Genomic DNA, 20,733 nt, shown 5'->3' on the forward strand with positions numbered 1-20,733 from the left:
GCCATCAATGAGTCGCTTTCCCCATTCGCTCTGCGTGGCGGAGCCGCCTCCGCAGTCTGACATCACTGAACAAGGTTCGCGCGGCGCCGACCCAGGCCCGGACCATGTCGGGGACCACGGCGATGTCGCGTTTCGCCAGCTGGATCGCGACGAAGCCGACGTCCTGGACGCCGGCGGCGACGGTGAAGACCGGCCACGGACGCGGGGCATGACGGACGATGTTGCGGTGCCGATTGCGCAGCGTCGACGTGCGTAACGCGCCCCGGCGGTCCGCCAGGCGTGGTGACGACCCGAAGCTGCGCACGTGCTCGGCCCGCGCCGCCGGGTCGAAACGGAGTCGCCAGCCGAGCGATCGCAGACAGCGGGCCAGGTCCACGTCCTCGCCGTAGACGAAGTAGTCCCCGTCGTAGGGTGCGCCCCGCAACGCGGTCACGTCGTCGAGCGCGGCGGACCGCAACAGCGGACACGCCCCGTTGACCTTCTCGACGACCGCCGGCTCGGTCAGCGCTACCGACGTCGTGCGCATCACCGGCGAGATCGCCTGGGCGCCGGACTCGCCCACTCTCGCCGAGCCGACGACCCCACCGGCGCCGCCGCAGCGATCATCCGCGTTGATGCTCGCGACGAGTGTCGGGACATAGTCGGCGTGCAACTCGGCGTCACAGTTCAGCGGCAGCACGAACTCCCCGGTCGCCTCGGCGATGCCCCGGTTCATCCCGGCCCCGAATCCGAGGTTGCGGTCGTTGCGGACGACCGTGACGTCGGGATGATCGGCCAGGATGCGGGCGAGCGAGTCGTCCTCGCTGGCGTTGTCGACCACGACGACCTCGAGGTCGGACCAGCGCTGGGCGCGCGCCGAGGCCACGGCCGCCGCGCCGAGATCGCCGCTGTTCCAGTTGAGCACGACGATCGACACGCGTCCGGTGACGCGTGTGGTGCTCATGTGCGGGCGAACAACCGCCGCGCCTCGCGTTCGACGGCCCACCAGTGGATCCGACCGAGCGTGCGCAGCCCGAGGCGCGTCGCCGTCGCCGCGATCCCGACCCGTTGCGGTTCACGCATGCGGAGTTCGGCGTGCTCCCGCAGCTCGTCGTGCACGAGGTCGTAGTTGGTGAACGGCGCGACCGGTTCGGTCACGCCCCGCAGGATCGACCGCTCCGGCCAGACGAGGTGCAGCCCCGGGCGGGCGACCCATCGGGACAGCAGTCCGGCCGCCATGACGCGTGCCGCGGCCTCGGTCGTGTCGAGCTCGGCGGGCGGGCCGAAGTCGAAAAGCCACAGGTCACCGTCGTCGGTCCACCCGATGTTCTTCGGGTCGAGACCCTTCCAGACGGCCACCCGTCCCTGACCGATCGCCCGCTCGCGCAGGATGTCCGCGAGCGCGGCACCGACCTTGGCAGCCGGTTCGCGATGGCGCGCCGTGGCCGTACCGATCGAGTCGATGGTGTGCATCGGGATGAGCGGCGACACGGTGATCAGTCGCTCGGTGAGCCGCCCGAGGATCGGCACGACCCGCAGCGATTCACCGACTCGCTCGCCGAGCAACTCCTGGGTGACCCGGTCGCCCTCGTAGCCCTTGTCGTGGCGTCCACCGACCCGGTCGATGAACTGTTTCACGAAGTAGCGCCGGTCCTCGCCAGCGGCCATGCCGACCCGCGACCAGTTGCGCTGGGTGAACGACTCGACCGTGACGACACCGACCCCGGGAACATCGAGTTCCTCACCGACGCGGAACGCCGTGAGCGGTGGCAGCCCGTCGCCATTACCGGTCCGGCGGTTGGCGCGTTTCATGAGATCCGCGTCGCCCTGCAGCGTGGCTGCGTCCGTTCCGTCTGATCCCCCGAGCATCGAGTCGCGAACGGTACCAGTGCGATGGACCTCACGAAAATCGTCATCACGACCACTCCGCGTCACGCTCGAGCTCGAGGAAGGCGGCGACGGAGGCCCGGCGATTGGCCGGCACGACGGTGAACCAGCCCGTCTCGGCGTCGGCGTTGCACAGCCGGACCACGCACTCGGCCATCGCCCGACGGCGTTGGGCCGGCGTGGTGCGATCGCTTGCGACCACCCGGGCGGTGTGGCGGACCAGGGCCGCGGCGCCCGGAATCGGTTGCGGATGACCGAGCGCGCCGGGGCGACCCAGCGCACGTACCGCCCGGGCCAGCTGGCGGGGAGTGCCCCGCTCGGCGAGGTCGACGAGTCCCCCCGGCCGGGCGACGCGGCTGAACCGGCGCTCGACCAGGCCGCGGGCCCGCAGCGTGTCGAGGTCCTCGGGATCGGTGAGTTCGGTCGCGAGACAGGCGCGGGGCGCGTGGGGTCCGGGTCCGGACGGCGTCGCCGACACCCGTCGCGGCACGAACGGTCCTTCGGGGTCACCGGCGAACTCGGGCGCGAACGGTGCGTCCGGCCGATCGAGCGTCGTCACGAACACCTCCGGCTCGTCGGCGAGCAGCCGGGCGTAGTGGCCGACCTGCCAATCAGAGTCGGCTCGCTGACGGGCCCGGGCGAGAACCTGGTCCGGGCTGCGCTCGTTGTACTGGGTGACCACGAACCCGTCGACGAGTTCGCCGGCCCGATGCGATCGGGGCAGGACCTTCGAGTGCCGGGCGACGTCGAAGTCGCGACTGCCATCGTCGAAGAAGAACCGCGACTCGGGCACGCCGGGCCACATCTGGTGGGCCACCCGCGCCCGCAGCGGTTCCTCCGCTCCGTCCTTCCACCGCGGTTCGTCGTCCACGTGCAGGAACGTGTGGGCGACCCGCACCCGTATCGACGGGTGCGCGGCCGGATGGCGCGCGCTCAGCATCGGGCGCGGGTCCTGATCGATGAACTCGTCGGCGTGCAGCAGCCCGATCCAGTTGTCGACGCCGTTCTCCGCCCGGATCCGGTTGAGCAGCACCTGGCGGGCACCATCGGTGACGCCCTCGGGGAACCACTCCTCGTCGCGGGCATGCCAACGCACCTCGGCGAACCCGGCCAGGATCGCGTCGGTCCGGGCGACTCGGTCGGGATCGGTCGTGCCGTCGAGGACGTAGATGCGGTCGAACCAACGCGCGGCGGCGGCGAGGCTCTCGTCGAGCACGTCGTCCTCGTCGCGCACCATGAGCATGCCGATGAGCCGTTCGTCGTCGCCGATCCGGCCGAGCCCGCGCAGGCGCGCGGGTCGGCCCCGGCGGGCCCAGGCCCCCGGCGCGCGGGCGAGTTCGACCACGCGGCCACGACCGGGCAACCGCGCCCGTCGGCGGGGCCAACGCCACCGGTCCAACAACTTCACAGCGGAACCAGTATCGATCGGGCACTCCCTCGACGGCGTGGGCCACACTGGCGTGGTGGTCGGCCCCCGAGAATCGCACGTCACCGTTCTGCTGTCGACCTTCGACGGCGCCCGCTGGCTGCCCGACCTCCTCGAATCAGTGCGCAACCAGACCCACGCCGACTGGACGCTCCTCGCCCGCGACGACGGTTCCACGGACGACACGATGGCAATCCTCGAGGCCGCCGCGGCCGCCGATCCACGTATACAAGTCGTCACCGACCGCGCGGGCAATCTCGGTCCGACCGCGTCGTTTCTGTCACTGCTCGCGCAGGTGAACGACGGTTTTTTCGCGTTCTGCGACCAGGACGACATCTGGCATCCGCACAAGCTCGACACGTCGATCGGCGCGCTCGCCATCGACGACCCCGGAGAGGCGCCGGGCGATCCGATCGCCGCGGTGTACACCGACGCCCGCGTCGTCGACGGCGCCGGCGAACTCCTCCACGCTTCCGCGCTCGCGCAACGGGGCACCCCCGACGAGATCCCCTACGGCCGGCTACTCATCAACAATGTGGCGATCGGCGCGACCGTGGTCGGCACCGCGGGACTGGCGAAGCGGGCGATCGCGCTGGCCGACGGCGTGGACGTCCTGTGGCACGACTGGTGGATCGCGCTCGTTGCCGGTCACGACGGGAAACTCACCGGTTGTCCACAGGCCACGATGGACTGGCGCCGGCACGGCGAAACGGTCACCGGTGCGACCCCGGCGGGTGTCGCCGAGCGGGCCCGGCGGCGCCGGCGTTATCTCGCGTTCTCGGTCGCGGCGGCGAAGCGACTCGCCGCGGAACCGGCCGGCGCGAACCCCGATGCCCACACCGCCGCGATCGAACTGGCCCGGCTCGATCCGTCCCACCCGACGGCGCGGGGCCTGCTGCGCGCGTGGCGGCGAGCGGGCGTACGGGCGTGGCCACTCCGCGGGCAGATCGGACTTCTCTCGTCGGTTGTGATGGGTCGAACGGATCAATAACCGCCGATCGTGGCCCGGCCTCTTGCGCGCCACCACTCTTGGTGGCCAGAATGTCTCCGGTGGAGGGGCAACCGAAGAACCGTCGTACCCCCTGATTGAGGCATGTCCGAGTTTTCCGTCACACAGTCGAGCACCATCCACGTGGTCGATGATCTCGTCGTCACCGGCGACCGGAAGCGCTCCCTCTACGAGCGTCACCTCAAGCGCGCCATCGATGTCGTGGGCGCGGCGACGCTCATCCTGCTGACGGCCCCGCTCGCCGCCCTCGTCGCCCTCGGCGTCGCGATGACCCTCGGCCGCCCGGTGGTCTTCCGCCAGACGCGGGTCACCAAGGGCGGCCAGTCCTTCACCATGCTCAAGTTCCGGTCCATGAAGCCGGAGAACAAGCCGCTGGCCCCGGGCCAGTACCACGCCCCGCGTGATGATCCCCGCCACACCCGCTTCGGCCAGCTGATCCGGCGCCTCTCGCTCGACGAACTCCCCCAGCTGTGGAACGTCCTGCGCGGTGACATGAGCCTCATCGGCCCCCGCCCGGAGCTGCCCGCGGTCGTCAAGGCGTTCGACCTCGCCGACCATCCCCGCCATCAGGTGCGGGCCGGCATGACCGGGCCCTGGCAGGTCTCGGAGTACCGCAACGGCTACGTGCACATGAACGTCCACGTCGACGCCGAGTACGTGGGCGATCTCACCTTCCGGCGCGACGTCGAGATCGTGTTGCGGACCATCGGCCTCTTCTTCGGGCTGGGCCACGAGGCACTCCCGACCGAGATCGCGATGCCGCCCGAGCTGCGGCCCACCTCGAGCGAGCCGCTCCGGGTCCTCCACGTGCTCGAGCCCGCCATCGCCGGCGTGCCCGCCTATGTCGAGAAGCTCGGTCGCGAGCTCTCGGACCGGGGCATCGAGCAGGTCGTGCTCACCAGCGACACCCAGACCTGGGAGTTCGCCGACTGGCCCACCAAGGTCGTGCGCGTGCCGTGGAAGCGGCGTCCCCGCGATGCCAAAGCCGTGTCGCTCGAGATGCGTCGGATCGTGCGCGACGAGAACATCCATCTCGTCCACGCCCACGCCACCTTCGCCGGGGTCGCCTCCCGACTGAAGCGCCTCGACGTGCCCGTGATCTACCAGCCCCACGGGTGGGGACATCTCTCCACCCGCCGCACCGTCGTGAAGAAGATGGTGCAGACCATCGAGCGCCGGCTCGACCGGCGGACCCACACGCTCCTCACGCTCTCCGAGCACGAGGAGGCGGAGGCCCCGAAGGCCCGCACCACCGAACGGGTGCGTCCGATCGTCAACCTCGCCGGCTTCGAGCCCATGGCCGAGGTGGACCGCATCGAGGCTCGCCTCGAGGTCGGCTGGGCCAAGGACGAGCGCATCCACGTGTGCGTCGGTGAGCTCAGCCACCGCAAGAACCAGCTTGCGCTCGCCCAGGCGTGGAAGCGTCACGCCGGCGAACGCGACCGGCTCGTGTTCATCGGCGACGGTGCGCTGCGCGCCCAGATCGAACACCTGTCCAGCGATCGCATCCAGCTGCTCGGCTGGCGCAACGACATCGCCCGCCTGATGGGCGCGGCCGACTCCCTCGTCGTGCCGTCGCTCGGCGAAGGCTTCAGCCTCGTCATCCTCGAAGCGCTCGCCACCGGGCTTCCCGTCTTCTCCACCTCGATCGGCGGCACCGAGATCATCGCGATGGACGACGGTCGCGTCGTCACCACCCCCGAGGAGGTCGTGCGGGCGGCCATCGCCTCACCGCTCCCCGACGGTGACCACGACGAGCGCATCGCGAGGGCACAGCGCCACCAGAGCGCGGCGTCGCTCGAGACCGTCGCCGACGAGTTCATCGAGATCTACGCCAAGGCCGTGGGCCGCGAACAGGACATCGTGGATCTCACCGAACTCGAGCCGACAAACGACCGGTCGACGAGCCAGTCCTCGCAGTAGCCTTGCCGGTGGGCCGCTAGCTCATCGGGTTAGAGCAGGGGACTTTTAATCCCAAGGTGCCGGGTTCGAGTCCCGGGCGGCCCACTGTTCCGAGCAGCGTGACCGACCTCGTGACCTAGGGTCCGGGGATGGCCAGGGTGTTCGTGAGTTATCGCCGCGCCGATGGCCGACTCGCCGTCGACTGGCTCGCCGAGCGGCTGAGCGCGCTGGACGCGATCGACGGGGTGGAGTCCGCGTTCCACGACGCCGCGCTCCGCATCGGCGACAACTTCCCGGCGGCGCTCGAGAAGGAGATCGCGGACTGCAAGATCGTGATGGTCGTGATCGGGCCGGAGTGGGCCGGACACCGCGAGGACGGGAGCGCCCGGATCCGCGACGAGGACGACTGGGTCGTGCGCGAGATCCGCGCCGCCTTCGAGCAGGGCAAAGAGGTGCTTCCCGTCGTCATCGGCGGGACGACTCCCCCGCTCGCGGCGGACCTCCATCCCGACATCGCGGGCCTCAGCGACATCCACGGGCTGCCGCTGACCTCGAAGGAGGACCTCGACGCCATCGTCGAGCAGATCGCCGAGATGTTCCGGGTGGAGGACCACGATGCCGCGAAGGTGGCGGGGCTCGAGGAGCCGGTCGTGGTGCCGGACCTCGCGAGCCGGCGCACCCTCGTGTCGCTGATCGCCGCGGGTGCCGCCGTCGGTGGTTCGCTGGCGGCGATCTCCGCCTATCTGGGCGACGTGGACGCCGACACGGCAGGGTCCTTCGCCTCGACGGATGCCTACGCGATCTACGGCGTGCTGCTCGTGCTCTACGGGGCGTTCGGCGGGGCGGTCATCCCCGTGGGTGCCCTGTTGTCGTACCGGATCGTGCGCCAGTCACGGGTGCGCTGGCGCGACCTCGCCCTCGGCGCGCTCGTCGTCGGTGCCGTGCCCGCGCTCGTGCTCACGCTGACGAGCAGCAGCCATGTGATCCTCGGCAGTGAGGCGACGGCACTGCCCTACGGCACGTGGCGGGCCGCGGGCAATGTCGCCGCCATCGTGGTGACGCTCGCCTGCTGGGTGATCGCGGCGGGCGCCGGGATCTACGCCGAGCCGGATGCGGAACGCCACGAGATCGGTCGTCGCGTCGCTCACCTCGCCGTTCTGCGAGATGCCGAGCGCTGGGCGATCCTCGTCGGCACGGGCATCCTCACGATCGGGACGACGGTGAGCATCAGCCTGGAGGCCGCTCGCGCCCAGAGCAGCTCCCACGAGATCAGCGCGGTCGACATCATCGCGGTACCGCTGATCCTGGCGGCCGTGATCGTGTTGCTGCACCGCTGGGCGCTCACGGCAATGGCCGAGACCCAGGCGGCCATCGAGCGCGAAGCGGCGACGATCGTGGAGCCCTACGCCTCCAACGCAACAGGTCAACTGGCAGCAGAACCGCTCGCCGACGGCGGTTGGGGATTCCGGCTGGTGCTGGCGTTGCCGGTCGTGGCCGCGGTCGTCGGCGTGATGATCGCAACCGGCTGGCCCTGACACCGGTTCCCGGGCCGCGTCCACCCTCGCGGCCCGACGCCGTACCATCGCTGTCGTGCCATTCCGTCAGATCGCCACCGTTGTCCTCGGCCTCATCGCCATCCTCGGCGCGGCCCTGTTCGTCCTGTCGTGGGGCGACGACGAGCCCGAGGACGCCGATGTCACCGACAACACCGACGGTGGCGCGGTCGTGGACGGCACGGACGGAACCGATGGCGACGACGGCACCGATGGCACCACGACCACCACGACGACCGTCGCGCCGGTGACCACCTCGATCCCGGTGGACTGTGGCACGACCCCCGACGATTCGGCGGACACGACCACCACCACGACGACGACCACGGAGCCCGCGGCCGACGACGAGGGCGACGAGACGGGAGACGACGAGGGAGAGGAAGAGCCGGAGGCGCCGCTCGTCCCGACGCTCGACAGCACCTCATCGCTCAGCACGGTCGGGCTCGACGAGGTCACGTTCGGGCTCACCGTCAACGAGGCTCGTACCGAGGCGGGCACGGAGTTCATCAACTGCGGTCTGGTCACCGACTGCTACCGGGTCGTCCCGGACGTCGCGCCGGACGGCATCAGCTTCGTCGTCCACGAGGGCACCATCGAACGGGTCGACATCGTGGGCAACAGCCCCATCACCACCCGCAGCGGCGCCGGCATCGGCACGACGGACGAGCAGTTGGATGCGCTCTTCGGCGACCGGCTCGAGCGGGTCGATCTCGGCGGCGGCCAGGTGGACGTGATCTTCGTGCCCCAGGACGAGAACGATCAGGAGTTCCGGGTGGCGTTCACCACGGTGGACGGCGTGGTCGAGACCATGCGGGCCGGACGGGTCCCGCTCGTCCTCGAAGCCGATCCCTGTGGCTAGACGAGACTGTGGCTAGACGAGACTGTGGCTAGACGAGACTGTGGCTGAGCGCCGTCAGCCGAAGTCGATCGGCGGCAGCGTCCGCACGAAGTCCACGCACGCCACGTCGACCGCGCCGATGCCGGCCGGGGTGAACTCGCCGGTCTCGAGATCCAGATCGGTCACGAAGTCGACCTCGGGAAAGGTGACGCCGTCGTCCGTCAGCTCGAAGGGAAGCGTGCCCTCCAGGCGCGGCTCGAACAGCACGGCGTCGGCTCCGACGCCGACCTGCAGGCTGACGTAGGGCTCCCCGAGGAACGCACGGACGTAGCCGATGACGGGAAGCCCGTTCACGTCCTCCCCCGTCACCGCGACCTCGATCTCGCCGGCGCCACCGGCCGCACAGACCGCATCGAACTCGTAGCGGGCCGGGCCGATCCGCACGAGGGCGCTCGACCGGGGCGGCGGTTCGGTGGTCGTCGTGTTCGTGATCTCGGTCGTGGTCGACGCCACGGTGCTCGGGGGACCGGCATCCGACGCGGGGTCCTGGTTCACACTGCATGCGGCGGCGAGCATGCCGACCACGACAAGGACCGAACGCATGGCTCCAGCTTGGCCCGGGTCATCCCCGCAAGCCAGGCAGGCCCGTCAGGACAGGCCCGTCAGGACAGGGCGGGTCAGGACAGGACGGCGTCGAGCGCCGCGCCCACCTCATCGGCGAGCAGGCGGCTGCCCCGCTCGTTGAGATGGTCGGGGTCGTAGTAGAGCCAACCGGCGTCGTCGGTCGGCCGGCAGGGGAACGTCGGGCAGATCGTGTCGGTCGGGTCGACGAACGCCGCCGTGTCCGGGAGACCGGCGAGGGTCGCGGCGTCGACGTCGGTCTGGCGTTCGTCCAGCTCCGAACGGGTCATGACGGGGTCGAGGTCCGGGCGGGCCAGCGAGTACCGATCGACGAAGTCGGGCCAGAACTCCGGCACCATGCCGAACACGACGACCCGCGCCCCACCGGCCTCGAGCTCGGCCACCGTGGCCTCCATACCGGCCGACCAGAGGGCCAACGCCTCGTCCCGCGAACCGGAGGGGTCGCTCGACGAGGTGGAGAGCCGGTGGACGGCGTTCTCGGGTTCGCCCACCGTCGGATGGGTGTAGATCGTGGACCGGTTGGCGATGACCACGACGGACGGTTGCCGTTCCGCGACGAGCTCGGACGCGGCATCGACCCACCCGCGGCAGTCGTCGAACTGGCGATTCGGCCCGACGTCGAGGATGTAGGGACAGCCGCTGCCACTCCACACGCCGACATCGAAGCCACGGGGATGGGCGGCAGCGATCACGGCCGACGCCAGCGACGAGGCATGGGAGTCGCCGAGCACCACCACGAGATCGTCGCCGCCTCCGGGCGCCTCGAAGATGCAATCCGCCGCGTCGAACGAGAAGTCGCTGGCCACGTCGGTGACATGGCAGCCGGCGTCGCGGGCGACGGGGATGTCGTCCCAGCCCACCGGCTCGTCGAGCCCCCATCGCTGCCCGGCTCCGGCCAACACGACGATGGCGAGCACGAGGGGCACGCCGACGCAGACCACGGCGAGCCCGAAGGCCCGGCGGCCCACGATCGACTGGTTGCGGCGCAGCGGCTGTTCGAGGAAGTTCGTGCTCACGACGGCCGGCAGCAGCGAGAGAGCAGCGGCGATCAGCAGGGTCGTGCGGCTGTCGCTCCAGAGCAGGGCGGCGAGGACCACGGCGGGCCAGTGCCAGAGGTACCAGGCGTAGGAGTTGTCGCCGAGGAAGCGCAGCGGGGCCGCGCTCAACGTCCGCGCGAACGGGCCGCCGGCGGCCGTGCCCGCCCAGATGATGAGGAGGGTCGCGACGACCGGCGGGACGGACGCGAGCCCGGGGAACTCGGTGAACTCGTCGTAGCCGAACGATGCCAGGACCAGCAGGGCGATGCCGCCCACGCCGGCGAGCAGGTGCCAGCGGGCGTGGACCTCGCGGGTGGCCAACACCGAGGTGGCGAGCAGGACGCCGGCGAGCAGCTCCCAGAACCGGCTGAACGGCAGGTAGAACGCCAACGTGGTGGGGTCGATGTCCACCACCGGCACCGACAGCCCGAGGTCGACGAGGGCGATGCTGAGCAGCAGCGACCCGGCGGCGACCGTGCCGAGCACGATCTGGATGCGCCGCTCCGTGGCGCCGGGGCGGCGGGCGAGGGTGGCGAAGATGAGGACCATCGCGATCGGGAGGAAGAGGTAGAACTGCTCCTCGACGCCGAGCGACCAGGTGTGCAGGAACGGGTTCTCCTCCGAGCCGGTGTCGAAGTAGCCGGCTCCGTCGGCGGTCGCCAGCGCCATGTTCGACAACCAGACGGACGCGGAGGCCGAGGTCTTGGCCATCACCTGCTGGTTCCCGAACGGACTCATCACGACGGCGAACACCAGCAGCGTGACCACGCTGAGCACCGCGGCAGCCGGCAGGATCCGCCGCACCCGACGGGCGTAGAAGTTGCCGAGGCTCATCGTTCCCGTGCGGTCCGCCTCGCGCAGGATGCTTGCCCCGATCACGAAGCCGGACAGCACGAAGAACACGTCGACGCCCAGGAACCCGCCCGGCACGACCCGGCCCGCGTGGTAGAGCACCACGAGGAGGACCGCGACGCCGCGCAGGCCCTGGAGATCCGCCCGATGTGCCCCTCGCTCACTCACAGTGTCCAGTTAACAGCGTTCAGCGTCTTTGAGCGAACCCGAGCGCCGTATTCCGCCGAAAACGCGAGACGGACCGCCGGTGGGGCGGTCCGTCTCAGAGTCACAATCGGGAGTCCAATCCGACCGGTGATCTGTTGCCGCTGAGCGGCGTCACCGGTACAACGCACGAGCAGGGCCCGAGTCGCGCGATTTCTCCGATTCCTGCGCGAATGGGCCGTTCGACCCATTCGCGCGAGCGCCCACTCAGGAGCGGACCTTCAGCGGGCCGCGGGCGACCGTCGTGTTGGCCACGTGGATGACCCCGTCGCTCCCCGCGAGTTCGACCGACGCCGGATGCAGCGCCACGATCTCCCCGGCGAGTCCGTCGACCTCGATGTGATCGCCGACGTGCACGAGCCGCGCCAGGTGACGGCCGGCGGCGAGCTCGCCACCGATCTCGCGCCCGCCCAGCCCGACGAGCAGGGCGAACGCCCCCGACAGACCGAAGACGATGGCGGCGGCGATGATGCTGAGGATGGTGGTGTCGACGCCGAGCTGGCTCAGCGCCAGGACCAGCGACACCGCGTAGACGAGGAAGCGACCGGCGGCGCCGATCTGACCGCGCACCCGCGATGTCGACGCGGCGAACGCCGAGTTCACCGCACCGCCCAGCGCGAACGCGATCGCCCGGCCGGCGATGAGGATCAGACCGGCGGCGAGGATGCGGGGGGACTTGCGGACGAGATCCGCAGGGATGGGTTCCAGCGTCTCGGGATTGGTGAAGCCGATCGCGACGATCACGCCGAGCGCGGTGAAGAAGAGGAACAGGAACGTCGCCGTCGCCCGCGCCGCGTCGAGCATCTCGGGCTTGTCCTCGCGGCCCTTGAGGATGATCCGCCGCACGAGCGCGGCACCGATGACACCGGACAGCAGTCCGACGACGATGGCACCCGTGGCGTAAATCCAGGGATCGATCATGTCTCTCCTCCATCGCTCTCGTCGGCGGGAGCGGCGCTCTCCTGAGTAGTGCTGTCGTCGGGGGTCAGCTCAGGGTCGAGGATCGTGCGGGCGACGTCGAAGCCGACGGCGAACAGATCGACGAACGCGCCGAACGCGGCCTCGTTGCGGAGCCGGATGTCGACACCGTCGTGGGTGCGTTCGCGCAGGTCCACGGGAGGGTTGGTCGCCGCCTGCAGATCGGCGACCAGGTCCTCGTCGAGGGCCGAAACCATGTCGAGCACTTCCTGGCAGTGGGCGCAGCGCTCGATGTGCTTCGACAACCGGCGGGGTTCACCGGTGTCGAGCCAGCGCTGCAGTCGCTGGCGGGTCGGATGTCGGGCGTTCATCGCCACTCCTTCATTGCGTCCTTCAAGGCCTTGCGAGCCCGGAAGAGTCGGGTCTTGACGGTCGGCAGGGGCAGGTCGAGGGTCTGGGCGATCTCCTCGTAGGAGAGGCCGTCCACTTCCTTGAGCACGATCAGGGCGCGGGCATCCTCGTCGAGGTGCTGCATCGCTTCCCACAGGTCGTCGAGTTGGGCCCGGCCCTCCACCTGCCGGGTGGTCGACGCGCCGGCGGAGCCCTCGGGCATCGTGTCCGGGCCGTGCAGCTCGTCGCGGCGGGTGCGCAGGAGCGAGATCGCCGTGTTGCGGGCCACCTTGAGGAGCCAGTTGCGGGGGATCTCCTCGCCCGGTCCGACCGGGGAGTTGCGCCACGCCTTCAGCATCGTCTCCTGCACGACGTCGTCGGCGAGGGCCGGGTCGTGCACGATCGAACGGGCCACGCGGTAGACCGCAGCCGCGTGGCGGTCGACCACGAGCCGGAGATCGTCGGCGTCGGGGGGCGGAGGGGTCATGGTCTCCCCCTGCCCGTCGGCATCTTGGCGCGCAGATGTAGTTAGGTTTCCCCCGTGGCGAACAAGCAGGAGACGAAGAAGCGCCGGGTCGCGGCCCAGAAGCAGGCCGAACGCCAGCGGGCCGCCGCGGCCCGTCGCGCCCGGCGGCGCCAGCTGATCCTCGGTGGCGTCATCGGCTTCCTCGTGCTGGCGCTCATCGCGCCGCTGGCGTTCGGGCTGTTCCTCGCGAACGACGACGAGCCGGCGATCGAGATCCCCACCACGACCACCCTTGCGCCGCTCGACTTCGACTGGATGCCGTCGTCGCGCGCCGGCGTGGAGTTGACCGGGCCGACACCGTGCCCGCCCACGGACGGCAGCGCCGAGCGGACCACCGGCTTCGAGGAGGCACCGACGACCTGTATCGGCGAGGGCGCCGCGTTCGAATTGGCCTTCACCACGGACGGCACGAGTCTGACGGTGCCCGTCGACGCGGCGATCAACCCGGACGCCGCGAACCTCGCGGCGGTGTTCGGCTGGTACCACGCCTACGAAGAGACGCCGATCCAGGCGTTCTCGACCGGCCTCATCGGCATCGGTGGCCAGGGCGACGCCGGGTTCCTGATCGATCCCGTTCCCTCGGGCCTCCCGGTGGAGGAGCGGTTCGAGCCCGGCGCAGTGCTCGCCACCACCTACGACGGCGGACTCAACGGGGCGCTCATGGTCGTGGTCGACGAGACCGGCCAGGCGGTGCTCGAACAGATCGGCGCCGACTTCGTGCGGGTCGGCACCATCGACGATCTCGACGACGTGAACGCCGCGTTCGCGGCGCTCAGCACGGCCGAGGTCGGGGAGCTCTTCCTGGTCGATTCGGTGACGGTGACCGAAACCGGCTGACCGCTATCGTCGGCCCTCGTGACCACGGACAAGCGAGCACGTCAGAAGGAGAACCGGGCGAACCGCGTGGCTGCGGCCCAGGCAGCCGCGGCGAGAGCCCGGCGCCGGAGCCGGATCATGACCTATGGCGGGCTGCTCGTCGCCGGCGTGGTCGCGGTGCTCGTGGTGGCGGTGCTGCTGCGCGACGACGAGCCCGACGCGACGGACGCCGGCGGGAGCACGGTCGAGGGGTTCGACGACGGCACCGGCGTGGACGAGACCCCCGACCCGGTCGCGCCGACCACGACGGTCGACCTCGGGCCCGGGTGGGACGAGGAGGCTCCGACATCGGCGTGTCCGCCGGCCGAGGGGGCCGTCGATCGGGTGGTTGCGTTCGACGGGCTCCCGCCGCTGTGCATCGATCCCGCCGGCCAGTACACGGCGACGGTCGACACCAGCGCGGGTGAGTTCACCATCGAGCTGGACGCGGCGCGGGCACCGGCGACCGTCAACAGCTTCGTGTTTCTCTCCCGCTACCGGTACTACGAGGGCGTCTCGTTCCACCGGATCATCCCCGGCTTCGTGATCCAGGGCGGCGACGCCGTCGGTAATCCGCCGGGCACCGGAGGCCCCGGCTATTCCTTCCCGGACGAGCTCCCCGAGGAAGGCGAGTACGAGATCGGGTCCGTGGCCATGGCGAACTCGGGGCCCAACACCAACGGCAGCCAGTTCTTCGTGGTCACGGGCGAGTCGGGCGCGGCGTTGCCGCCCGACTACAACCTGTTCGGCACGGTCGTCGCCGGGCTCGACGTGGTGAGCGAGATCGAGGCGGCCGGAACGGCGTCGGGCGTTCCCTCCGAGGACATCGTCATCAACACGGTGACGATCACGGAGTCGTGACGGGCCAGCGGGCGACCGCGGCGATGAACGGTCGCAGCGGCGCGCTGACGGTCGGCACCTCGAAGCGGGTCAGGTCGGTGACGATCATCCCGTGACCTCGTAGTCGCGCCGGGATGTCGCGGTCGACGTGGAGGCCGCCGGCGGCCCGACCGAACGAGCCGCTCAGCGCCAGTAGCCGGCCGATGCGGCCCTCGCGGCGCACAGGCTCGAGCCACAGGGTCGATCCGCCGTCGGCCAGCAGATCGAAGATCGAGTGGAGCATGCGGTCGAAGTCGGCGACCAGCGGGGTGCGGATCAGCGACACAATGGTGTCGTAAGGACCTGTGTCATAAGGGCCTGTGCTGTAGGGGCCCATCCCGTCCAGCTCGTCGAGTCCGGCGTCGATTCGGGTCACGCCCTCGGGGTCGCCTCGCCCCGTGCCGGCGCGGACGTCGCCGATCCGGTCGAGCATCGTCACGCTCTCGACGTCGGTCCCGAGCCGGTAGGCGTCGAGATGGTCGTTCCAGCCGCCCAGGTCGAGGACCCGCCCGTGGGCCCGGGCCGCGAGGGAGCGCCGGCGGGCCGCCAGCGCAGGTGCGAGCTCCATGGGAAGTGGGTTCATCCAGGCCACGAGGGGCGGGTTCGCCATATCGGCAACCTACCCGGGAGCCCTACGCTGCGGGGGTGCCGGTCGAACCACCGCCGACGCCCTGGCAGTTCCCCGATGTCGACGAGGTCGACGAGACGGGGCTGATCGGCGTCGGAGCCGACAACGAGCCGGGGACGATCCTCGCGGCCTACCGGGCGGGCTTGTTCCCCATGCCGGTCGAGGCGGACGCCCTCATGGGCTGGTGGTCACCCGACCCGCGCGGCGTACTGCCCCTCGATCGCCTCAAGGTGAGTCGTTCGCTGCGTCGCTCGATGCGTGACTTCGAAATCCGCGTCGACCACGATTTCGCCGCCGTGCTCGACGCCTGCGCGGACCCGTCGCGGCCCCACGGCTGGATCGACGGTTCGATCCGCGACGCCTACCTCACCCTGCACGAGCTCGGCTGGGTCCACAGTGTCGAGTCCTGGCAGGACGGCCGGCTGGTCGGCGGTCTCTACGGCGTGGCGCTGGGCGGGCTCTTCGCCGGCGAGTCCATGTTCCATCGGGTGCGCGATGCGTCGAAGGTGGCCCTCGTGGCGCTGGTGGAAGCGCTCGACGACGGCATCGACCGGCTCGTCGACGTGCAGTGGCGCACCCCGCATCTCGCCTCGCTCGGCGCGGTCGAGTGGCCCCGCAGCCGCTATCTTGCCGGTCTGCCGCATCTGCTCGCGCAACCCGCTGCCACCGTGTTCTCGAGCGGACAACATACGATCCCTGGGGCTTGATTTCCCTTGTCTCGCAACCGATGGAGGTCGGATGAGTGATCTGCGCATGGACATCACGACGGGCATCGGAATCGCCGGAGCCGGCGCGGGGATTCTCGCGGCCGTGACCGGCCGCCGGAAGGTCGCCCTCGTCGCTGCCGTCGGCGCCGCGGTCGCGGCCGCAGCCGCCCGCCGCGACGCCCAGGCCGCCGCCGATCTCGAACGTCGGGTCGCCTCCATGAACGAGCAGATCCGCCAGCTCGAGAACGCCGTCGCCGCCCAGGTCCAGAGCCGCATGGTCGCCGAGGAAGCCGTGAAGAGCCTCAGCGGTCAGCTCACCGACGCCGAGCGACGCGCCGGCGACACCTCCATGCCGCTGATCATCTCCGACGACGGCACGTCGTCGGAGGGCCTCACCGATTCGGAGACCGGCCTCTTCAATCACGACTACTTCCTCGTGGCGTTGGACAGCCGCATCGCCGCCGCCCGTCGCCATCTCCGTCCCGTCGCCGTCGCCCTGCTCGACATCGTCGAGGGCCGCGAGGGCGACGCCCGACCGTCCGCCGACGCCCGCATGATCGCCAACGCGCTACGCGAGACCCTTCGCGAGTCCGACACGGCAACCCGTCTTCACGACGGCCGCTTCGGCGTCGTCCTCGAGGACACACCGGAGAACGGTGCCATCTGGACGATGGAACGCCTCCGTCGCCGTCTCGCCGAGGACAACCCGGATCTCACCCTCTGGGCCGGCGTCGCCTGCTATCCGGCCCACGCCTTCGACGTCGGCGCCCTCATCGACCGGGCCGATGCCGCGCTCGAATCCGCCCGCGAGTGGCACCAGGACCGCATCGAAGTCGCCACCGCGGACTGATCGGCGCCGTCACCCATCCGCCTCGCGTTCCTTGCGCCGGCGGACCTTCTCGAAGTAGGCCAGCGCATAGCGCTCCTGCTCGGACGTGATCGTTGCCTCCATCGCGCGGGCCTCGACCGTCGCCCGTAGTCGGGGCCGACTCGTCGGTTCGGCCCGCGGTCCGTACTTGCTGTAGATCGCCTGCCTGGTGACGCCCAGCGACTCGGCGATTCGCGCCCAGCTCGCCCCGGCGGCGATCGCCTGTTCTACTGCGTCGCGCTCGATGTCCGGCAGGCGATCCTTCAGCACGGCCACGGCGAACAATCGGACGTCCGACTGCGCACACTCGACCACCTTCCGGGCCGCCTCCAGGAAGTCGCCGGGATCGCCCGCCCGCTCGATTCGCCACTCGTTCGACCCTCGGTTCAGCATGCGTCCAGCCTGTCGCGACGGTGTGACAGCCAGACGGTGTGACAGCCGGACGCGGCGACGGGTGTCTCGTCAGTTTTCCTTGACGCGCCCGCCGATTCGTCAACCAAAACTGACGACCGACCCTTCCCCCCGCCGCCGACCCGCCCTGCCGAGGGGCACCGTGGCTAACGTGGACCGCTGGAGGGATGGCAGAGCGGACGATTGCACTGGTCTTGAAAACCAGCGGGCCTTCACGGGTCCCGGGGGTTCGAATCCCCCTCCCTCCGCCAATGACATCATGAACGCCATGCCCGGCTTCATCGGACAACGCATCGTCGTCACCGGGCTCGCGGGATCCGGCAAGAGCACGTTCTCCGGCGCCCTCGCGGAGCAGACCGGCCTGCCGCTCATCCATCTCGACCTGGCGTTCTGGCAGCCGGGGTGGGTCGCGCCGAGCGAGGACGAGTGGCGCCATATCCAACGCACGGCGCTCGCCGGCGACGCCTGGATCGCCGACGGCAACTACAGCGACTCCCCCGCGCTCAGACGGAAACCACGCCGCGGTTCACGTTCTGCGATCAAGGCGCCAGGCGGACGAGTTCCTCGGGCTCGGTTCCACTGGGTGAGAAGCACCCGGTGACAGCCCCGACGGCGGCCCGGCATGCTGGCCCCGTCCGCCCGAGGAGCAACCCACGTGCCCGATGCCGCCCTGAAGACAACCCGCCGTCCCGGCCGAGCTGCGGCGGCGCTGTGCGCGATCGCGCTCGGCTTCGCCGCCTGCTCCGCGAACGACGATGCGGCCACGGCGGGCGACCCGGAGTCCCCGACGTCGACCACCACGTCGAGTCCGACCTCGAGCTCCACCCCGACCTCGGACCCGCCCGAACGGACCGCGTCGTTCCGGGGGGTCACGGCGGACACGATCGAGGTCGGATTCGTCGACGTCGATTTCGAACGGCTCCGCACCGAGCTCGGCATCGACGTGGGAAGCCCCGACACCGGCCGGATCGTGGAAGCCCTCGTCGCCGACCTCAACGACCGAGGCGGGATCAACGGCCGCCGGGTCGAGGTCGTGATCGAGCTGTTCCTCCCCGCGAACGTGGCGATGGCCGACGAGATCTGTCTGCGGCTGGTCGAGGACGAAGAGGTGTTCGCCGTGCTCGGCGGCTTCGGTGGCCCCGGAGCCGAGGAGGGCAACGGCTGCATCACCGGCCCCGGCGAGACGATTCTCGTCGGCGGACAGCTCACCGACGAACGTCTGGCACAGGCCACGGCACCCTGGATCTCGCCGGACATGGACGTCGCCCGCCGGGGGACCGCGTTCGTGAACGCCCTGGTGGAAAGCGGCGAGCTGGACGACCTCGGGCCGATCTCGGTCCATGCAGTCCTGCCCGATCAGGACGAGACGGCGGACGCCATCCGAGACGCGCTCGTCGACGCCGGCGCCACCGTCGCCTTCCGATCGACGGGCCTGGCGGGGACCGACCAGATCGCCGCCGCAACCGAAACCGAGCTGATGCTCGAACAGGCACGGGTCGAGGGTGTCGCGTCGATCGTGGTCGTCGGCACCAGCCCGACGATCACGGACTCGATCTTCACCGCCGGTGACTTCACCGTCATCGTCGCCAACACCGAAGAGGTCGCCAACCTCGAGCACGCGGCCTTCGGGGAGGGCGACCGGTTGATCGGCGGTGGCTCCATCGCCCGGCTCGACGACCCCGAGCTCGCCGCATGCATCGACCGCGCCACCGCCGCGGTCGGGGCCGACGCCATTCCGGCCGACGCGAACGACGGCGACCTGAGCTTCTGGACGTCGACCCTGCGGGCCTGCCGCAACGTCGCCCTGTTCGAGGCAGTCGCCGTGGAAGCGGGGACGGATCTGACCAACGAGTCCTTCGCGGCCGCGCTCGCCACGGTGGATCTGCCGCCGTTGCCGGTGTACGAGTTCGCGTCGCTCGGCGCGGACAAGCCCGACGCACGCGACACTCTGTCCGTCCTGGAGTGGGATGCCGAACTCGCCGACTTCGTCGAGATCGCCGGCCCGTTCGATGTCGCGGAGTAGGTGGCGTAGGTGAAGGAGCACACCATGGATCACGATGTTCTCGACCGGATCGAGCAGTCCGGTCCGCTGTTCGCCGAACGCGCCGCGGAGGCCGAGGAGGCGGGTCGCCTCACCGACGACGTCGTCGCGCGGTTGAAGGACAGCGGGCTCGTCCGCCTGCTCCAACCGGCGGACTTCGGTGGCTACGAGGCCGACCCGCGCGACTTCCTGACCGCGGCGATGGACGTGGGTACCTGGTGCCCGGCGGCCGGCTGGGTGTCCGGCGTCGTCGGGGTCCACCCGTGGGAGCTCGCGCTCCAGGACGAACGTGTCCAGGAGGAAGTGTGGGGCGACGACCCGGACACGTGGATCGCCTCGCCGTACTCCCCGGGAGGCATCGCGACCCCGGTGGACGGCGGCTACCAGGTCACCGGGCACTGGAATTTCTCCTCCGGCACCGACCTGTGCACCTGGATCGTCCTCGGCGCTCGCCTGCAGAACGACGAGGGTCAGGTGGTGGGGGCGCTGCACATCATGCTCCCCCGATCCGACTACGAGGTCGTCGAGGACAGCTGGAACGTCTCGGGCCTCGAGGGCACCGGCAGCAAGGACATCGCCGTCACGGACATGTTCGTGCCCACGTATCGCACGATCGACGTGGTGAAGGTGCTCAACGGCCAGGCGTTCGAGGAGTCCAGCCGCAGCCAGCCGCTCTACAAGATGCCGTGGTCGTCGTTGTTCCCGAGCGCCGTGACCGCCGGCGTCATCGGTATCGCCGAAGGCGTGCTGAAGAGCGCAGTCGACTACCAGCGCGACCGGGTCAGCGCGGTGGGTGTCGCGCAGGCGACCGACCCCCACACCCGAGCGACGATCGGCGAGGCGGCGTCGGAGATCCGGGGCGCCCGGGCCCAGCTGCTCTACAACGCCGGCGAGCTCTACGACGCCGTGCGGGCCGGTCACGACATCTCGATCGAACAACGGGTGGCGTGTCGGCGCGACCAGGTGCGCGTGGCGTGGCGCGCCGCGGAGGCGGCCGACAAGGTGTTCGCCATCTGTGGCGGCAACTCGATCCGCCTCGACAACCCGGTCCAACGGTTCTGGCGGGGCATGCACGCCGGCCTGCACCACGGGATCCTCGTGCGGGGCCACATCTACGATGCCGCCGCCGGAATGCTGTGGGGCGAGCCGCCGAGCGGCCCGGCCGGCATGACGATCTGAGG

21 protein-coding genes and 2 tRNA genes are annotated in these 20,733 nt (G+C 70.3%); 13 read left to right on the forward strand and 10 right to left on the reverse strand.

The annotated features are described in order from the left end of the window. Positions 1 to 4: 4 nt before the first annotated feature. From R8F63_16330 to R8F63_16340, 3 genes are read right to left on the reverse strand one after another with little or no spacing between them, the layout of a single operon-like run. Positions 5 to 943, reverse strand: coding sequence for a glycosyltransferase (locus R8F63_16330; protein MDW3220181.1), 939 nt, complete (start codon positions 941 to 943; stop codon positions 5 to 7). Next, positions 940 to 1,848 carry a hypothetical protein gene (locus R8F63_16335; protein MDW3220182.1) on the reverse strand — a complete coding sequence of 303 codons (909 nt, stop codon included), beginning with the start codon at positions 1,846 to 1,848 and terminating at the stop codon, positions 940 to 942. The genes R8F63_16330 and R8F63_16335 overlap by 4 nt, the downstream gene beginning before the upstream one ends. A gap of 46 nt (positions 1,849 to 1,894) precedes the next feature. Further along, positions 1,895 to 3,211 (reverse strand): glycosyltransferase family 2 protein, encoded by a 1,317-nt coding sequence (locus R8F63_16340; GenBank protein ID MDW3220183.1) that lies wholly within the window; start codon positions 3,209 to 3,211, stop codon positions 1,895 to 1,897. Between the two features lie 118 nt (positions 3,212 to 3,329). Between R8F63_16340 and R8F63_16345 the strand changes: the two genes are divergently transcribed. From R8F63_16345 to R8F63_16365, 5 genes are all read left to right on the forward strand, one after another. After that, positions 3,330 to 4,283 carry a glycosyltransferase gene (locus tag R8F63_16345; protein ID MDW3220184.1) on the forward strand — a complete coding sequence of 318 codons (954 nt, stop codon included), beginning with the start codon at positions 3,330 to 3,332 and terminating at the stop codon, positions 4,281 to 4,283. Positions 4,284 to 4,385: 102 nt separating this feature from the next. Then, positions 4,386 to 6,224, forward strand: a complete 1,839-nt coding sequence (locus R8F63_16350) for a sugar transferase (GenBank protein ID MDW3220185.1) — start codon at positions 4,386 to 4,388, stop codon at positions 6,222 to 6,224. A 10-nt stretch (positions 6,225 to 6,234) separates the two neighbouring features. Next, positions 6,235 to 6,308: transfer RNA gene (locus R8F63_16355), tRNA-Lys, on the forward strand. A 44-nt stretch (positions 6,309 to 6,352) separates the two neighbouring features. Beyond that, complete coding sequence (locus R8F63_16360) at positions 6,353 to 7,738, forward strand: toll/interleukin-1 receptor domain-containing protein (GenBank protein MDW3220186.1); 1,386 nt, start codon at positions 6,353 to 6,355, stop codon at positions 7,736 to 7,738. Between the two features lie 55 nt (positions 7,739 to 7,793). After that, entirely contained in the window at positions 7,794 to 8,615 is an 822-nt protein-coding gene (locus tag R8F63_16365; protein MDW3220187.1) for a hypothetical protein, read from the forward strand. Positions 8,616 to 8,669: 54 nt separating this feature from the next. Here the strand turns inward: R8F63_16365 and R8F63_16370 are convergent, their stop codons facing one another. From R8F63_16370 to R8F63_16390, 5 genes are all read right to left on the reverse strand, one after another. Further along, the gene (locus R8F63_16370; GenBank protein MDW3220188.1) at positions 8,670 to 9,197 is read right to left on the reverse strand and encodes a hypothetical protein; all 528 of its coding nucleotides are present in this window, start codon (positions 9,195 to 9,197) and stop codon (positions 8,670 to 8,672) included. Positions 9,198 to 9,271: 74 nt separating this feature from the next. Next, a complete protein-coding gene (locus tag R8F63_16375; GenBank protein MDW3220189.1) occupies positions 9,272 to 11,293 on the reverse strand; it encodes an acyltransferase family protein in 2,022 nt (673 codons plus the stop codon). 243 nt (positions 11,294 to 11,536) lie between these two features. Further along, the gene (locus R8F63_16380) at positions 11,537 to 12,250 is read right to left on the reverse strand and encodes a hypothetical protein (protein MDW3220190.1); all 714 of its coding nucleotides are present in this window, start codon (positions 12,248 to 12,250) and stop codon (positions 11,537 to 11,539) included. Further along, positions 12,247 to 12,618, reverse strand: a complete 372-nt coding sequence (locus R8F63_16385) for a hypothetical protein (GenBank protein ID MDW3220191.1) — start codon at positions 12,616 to 12,618, stop codon at positions 12,247 to 12,249. The genes R8F63_16380 and R8F63_16385 overlap by 4 nt, the downstream gene beginning before the upstream one ends. Continuing rightward, positions 12,615 to 13,124, reverse strand: coding sequence for an RNA polymerase sigma factor (locus tag R8F63_16390; protein ID MDW3220192.1), 510 nt, complete (start codon positions 13,122 to 13,124; stop codon positions 12,615 to 12,617). Before R8F63_16390 ends, R8F63_16385 begins: the two co-directional genes overlap by 4 nt. A gap of 54 nt (positions 13,125 to 13,178) precedes the next feature. On the opposite strand from R8F63_16390, the gene R8F63_16395 reads away from it, so the two are divergent. Next, positions 13,179 to 14,000, forward strand: a complete 822-nt coding sequence (locus R8F63_16395; GenBank protein MDW3220193.1) for a hypothetical protein — start codon at positions 13,179 to 13,181, stop codon at positions 13,998 to 14,000. 18 nt (positions 14,001 to 14,018) lie between these two features. Then, positions 14,019 to 14,879, forward strand: a complete 861-nt coding sequence (locus R8F63_16400) for a peptidylprolyl isomerase (protein ID MDW3220194.1) — start codon at positions 14,019 to 14,021, stop codon at positions 14,877 to 14,879. On the opposite strand, the gene R8F63_16405 is transcribed toward R8F63_16400, so the two are convergent. Further along, positions 14,866 to 15,507: a hypothetical protein gene (locus R8F63_16405; GenBank protein ID MDW3220195.1), complete on the reverse strand. Its 642-nt coding sequence runs from the start codon at positions 15,505 to 15,507 to the stop codon at positions 14,866 to 14,868. The two genes, R8F63_16400 and R8F63_16405, sit on opposite strands and share 14 nt — an antisense overlap. 35 nt (positions 15,508 to 15,542) lie before the next feature. Here R8F63_16405 and aat point away from each other — a divergent pair, with 35 nt between their 5' ends. Beyond that, on the forward strand, positions 15,543 to 16,232 hold the full coding sequence (aat, locus tag R8F63_16410; protein ID MDW3220196.1) for a leucyl/phenylalanyl-tRNA--protein transferase: 690 nt from the start codon (positions 15,543 to 15,545) through the stop codon (positions 16,230 to 16,232). Positions 16,233 to 16,263: 31 nt separating this feature from the next. Further along, positions 16,264 to 17,082: a GGDEF domain-containing protein gene (locus R8F63_16415; protein MDW3220197.1), complete on the forward strand. Its 819-nt coding sequence runs from the start codon at positions 16,264 to 16,266 to the stop codon at positions 17,080 to 17,082. A 9-nt stretch (positions 17,083 to 17,091) separates the two neighbouring features. On the opposite strand, the gene R8F63_16420 is transcribed toward R8F63_16415, so the two are convergent. Next, positions 17,092 to 17,493, reverse strand: coding sequence for a hypothetical protein (locus R8F63_16420; protein ID MDW3220198.1), 402 nt, complete (start codon positions 17,491 to 17,493; stop codon positions 17,092 to 17,094). 179 nt (positions 17,494 to 17,672) lie between these two features. Here R8F63_16420 and R8F63_16425 point away from each other — a divergent pair. The 4 genes from R8F63_16425 (at position 17,673) to R8F63_16440 (ending at position 20,731) form a co-directional block, all read left to right on the forward strand. After that, positions 17,673 to 17,762 (forward strand) — tRNA-Ser (locus R8F63_16425). Positions 17,763 to 17,770: 8 nt separating this feature from the next. After that, on the forward strand, positions 17,771 to 18,112 hold the full coding sequence (locus R8F63_16430) for a hypothetical protein (GenBank protein ID MDW3220199.1): 342 nt from the start codon (positions 17,771 to 17,773) through the stop codon (positions 18,110 to 18,112). Between the two features lie 54 nt (positions 18,113 to 18,166). After that, entirely contained in the window at positions 18,167 to 19,534 is a 1,368-nt protein-coding gene (locus tag R8F63_16435; protein ID MDW3220200.1) for a hypothetical protein, read from the forward strand. Positions 19,535 to 19,558: 24 nt separating this feature from the next. Then, positions 19,559 to 20,731 (forward strand): acyl-CoA dehydrogenase family protein, encoded by a 1,173-nt coding sequence (locus R8F63_16440; protein ID MDW3220201.1) that lies wholly within the window; start codon positions 19,559 to 19,561, stop codon positions 20,729 to 20,731. The last annotated feature ends 2 nt before the right edge of the window (positions 20,732 to 20,733 follow it).

Source organism: Acidimicrobiales bacterium, assembly GCA_033344915.1.
Lineage (GTDB): Bacteria > Actinomycetota > Acidimicrobiia > Acidimicrobiales > Aldehydirespiratoraceae > JAJRXC01.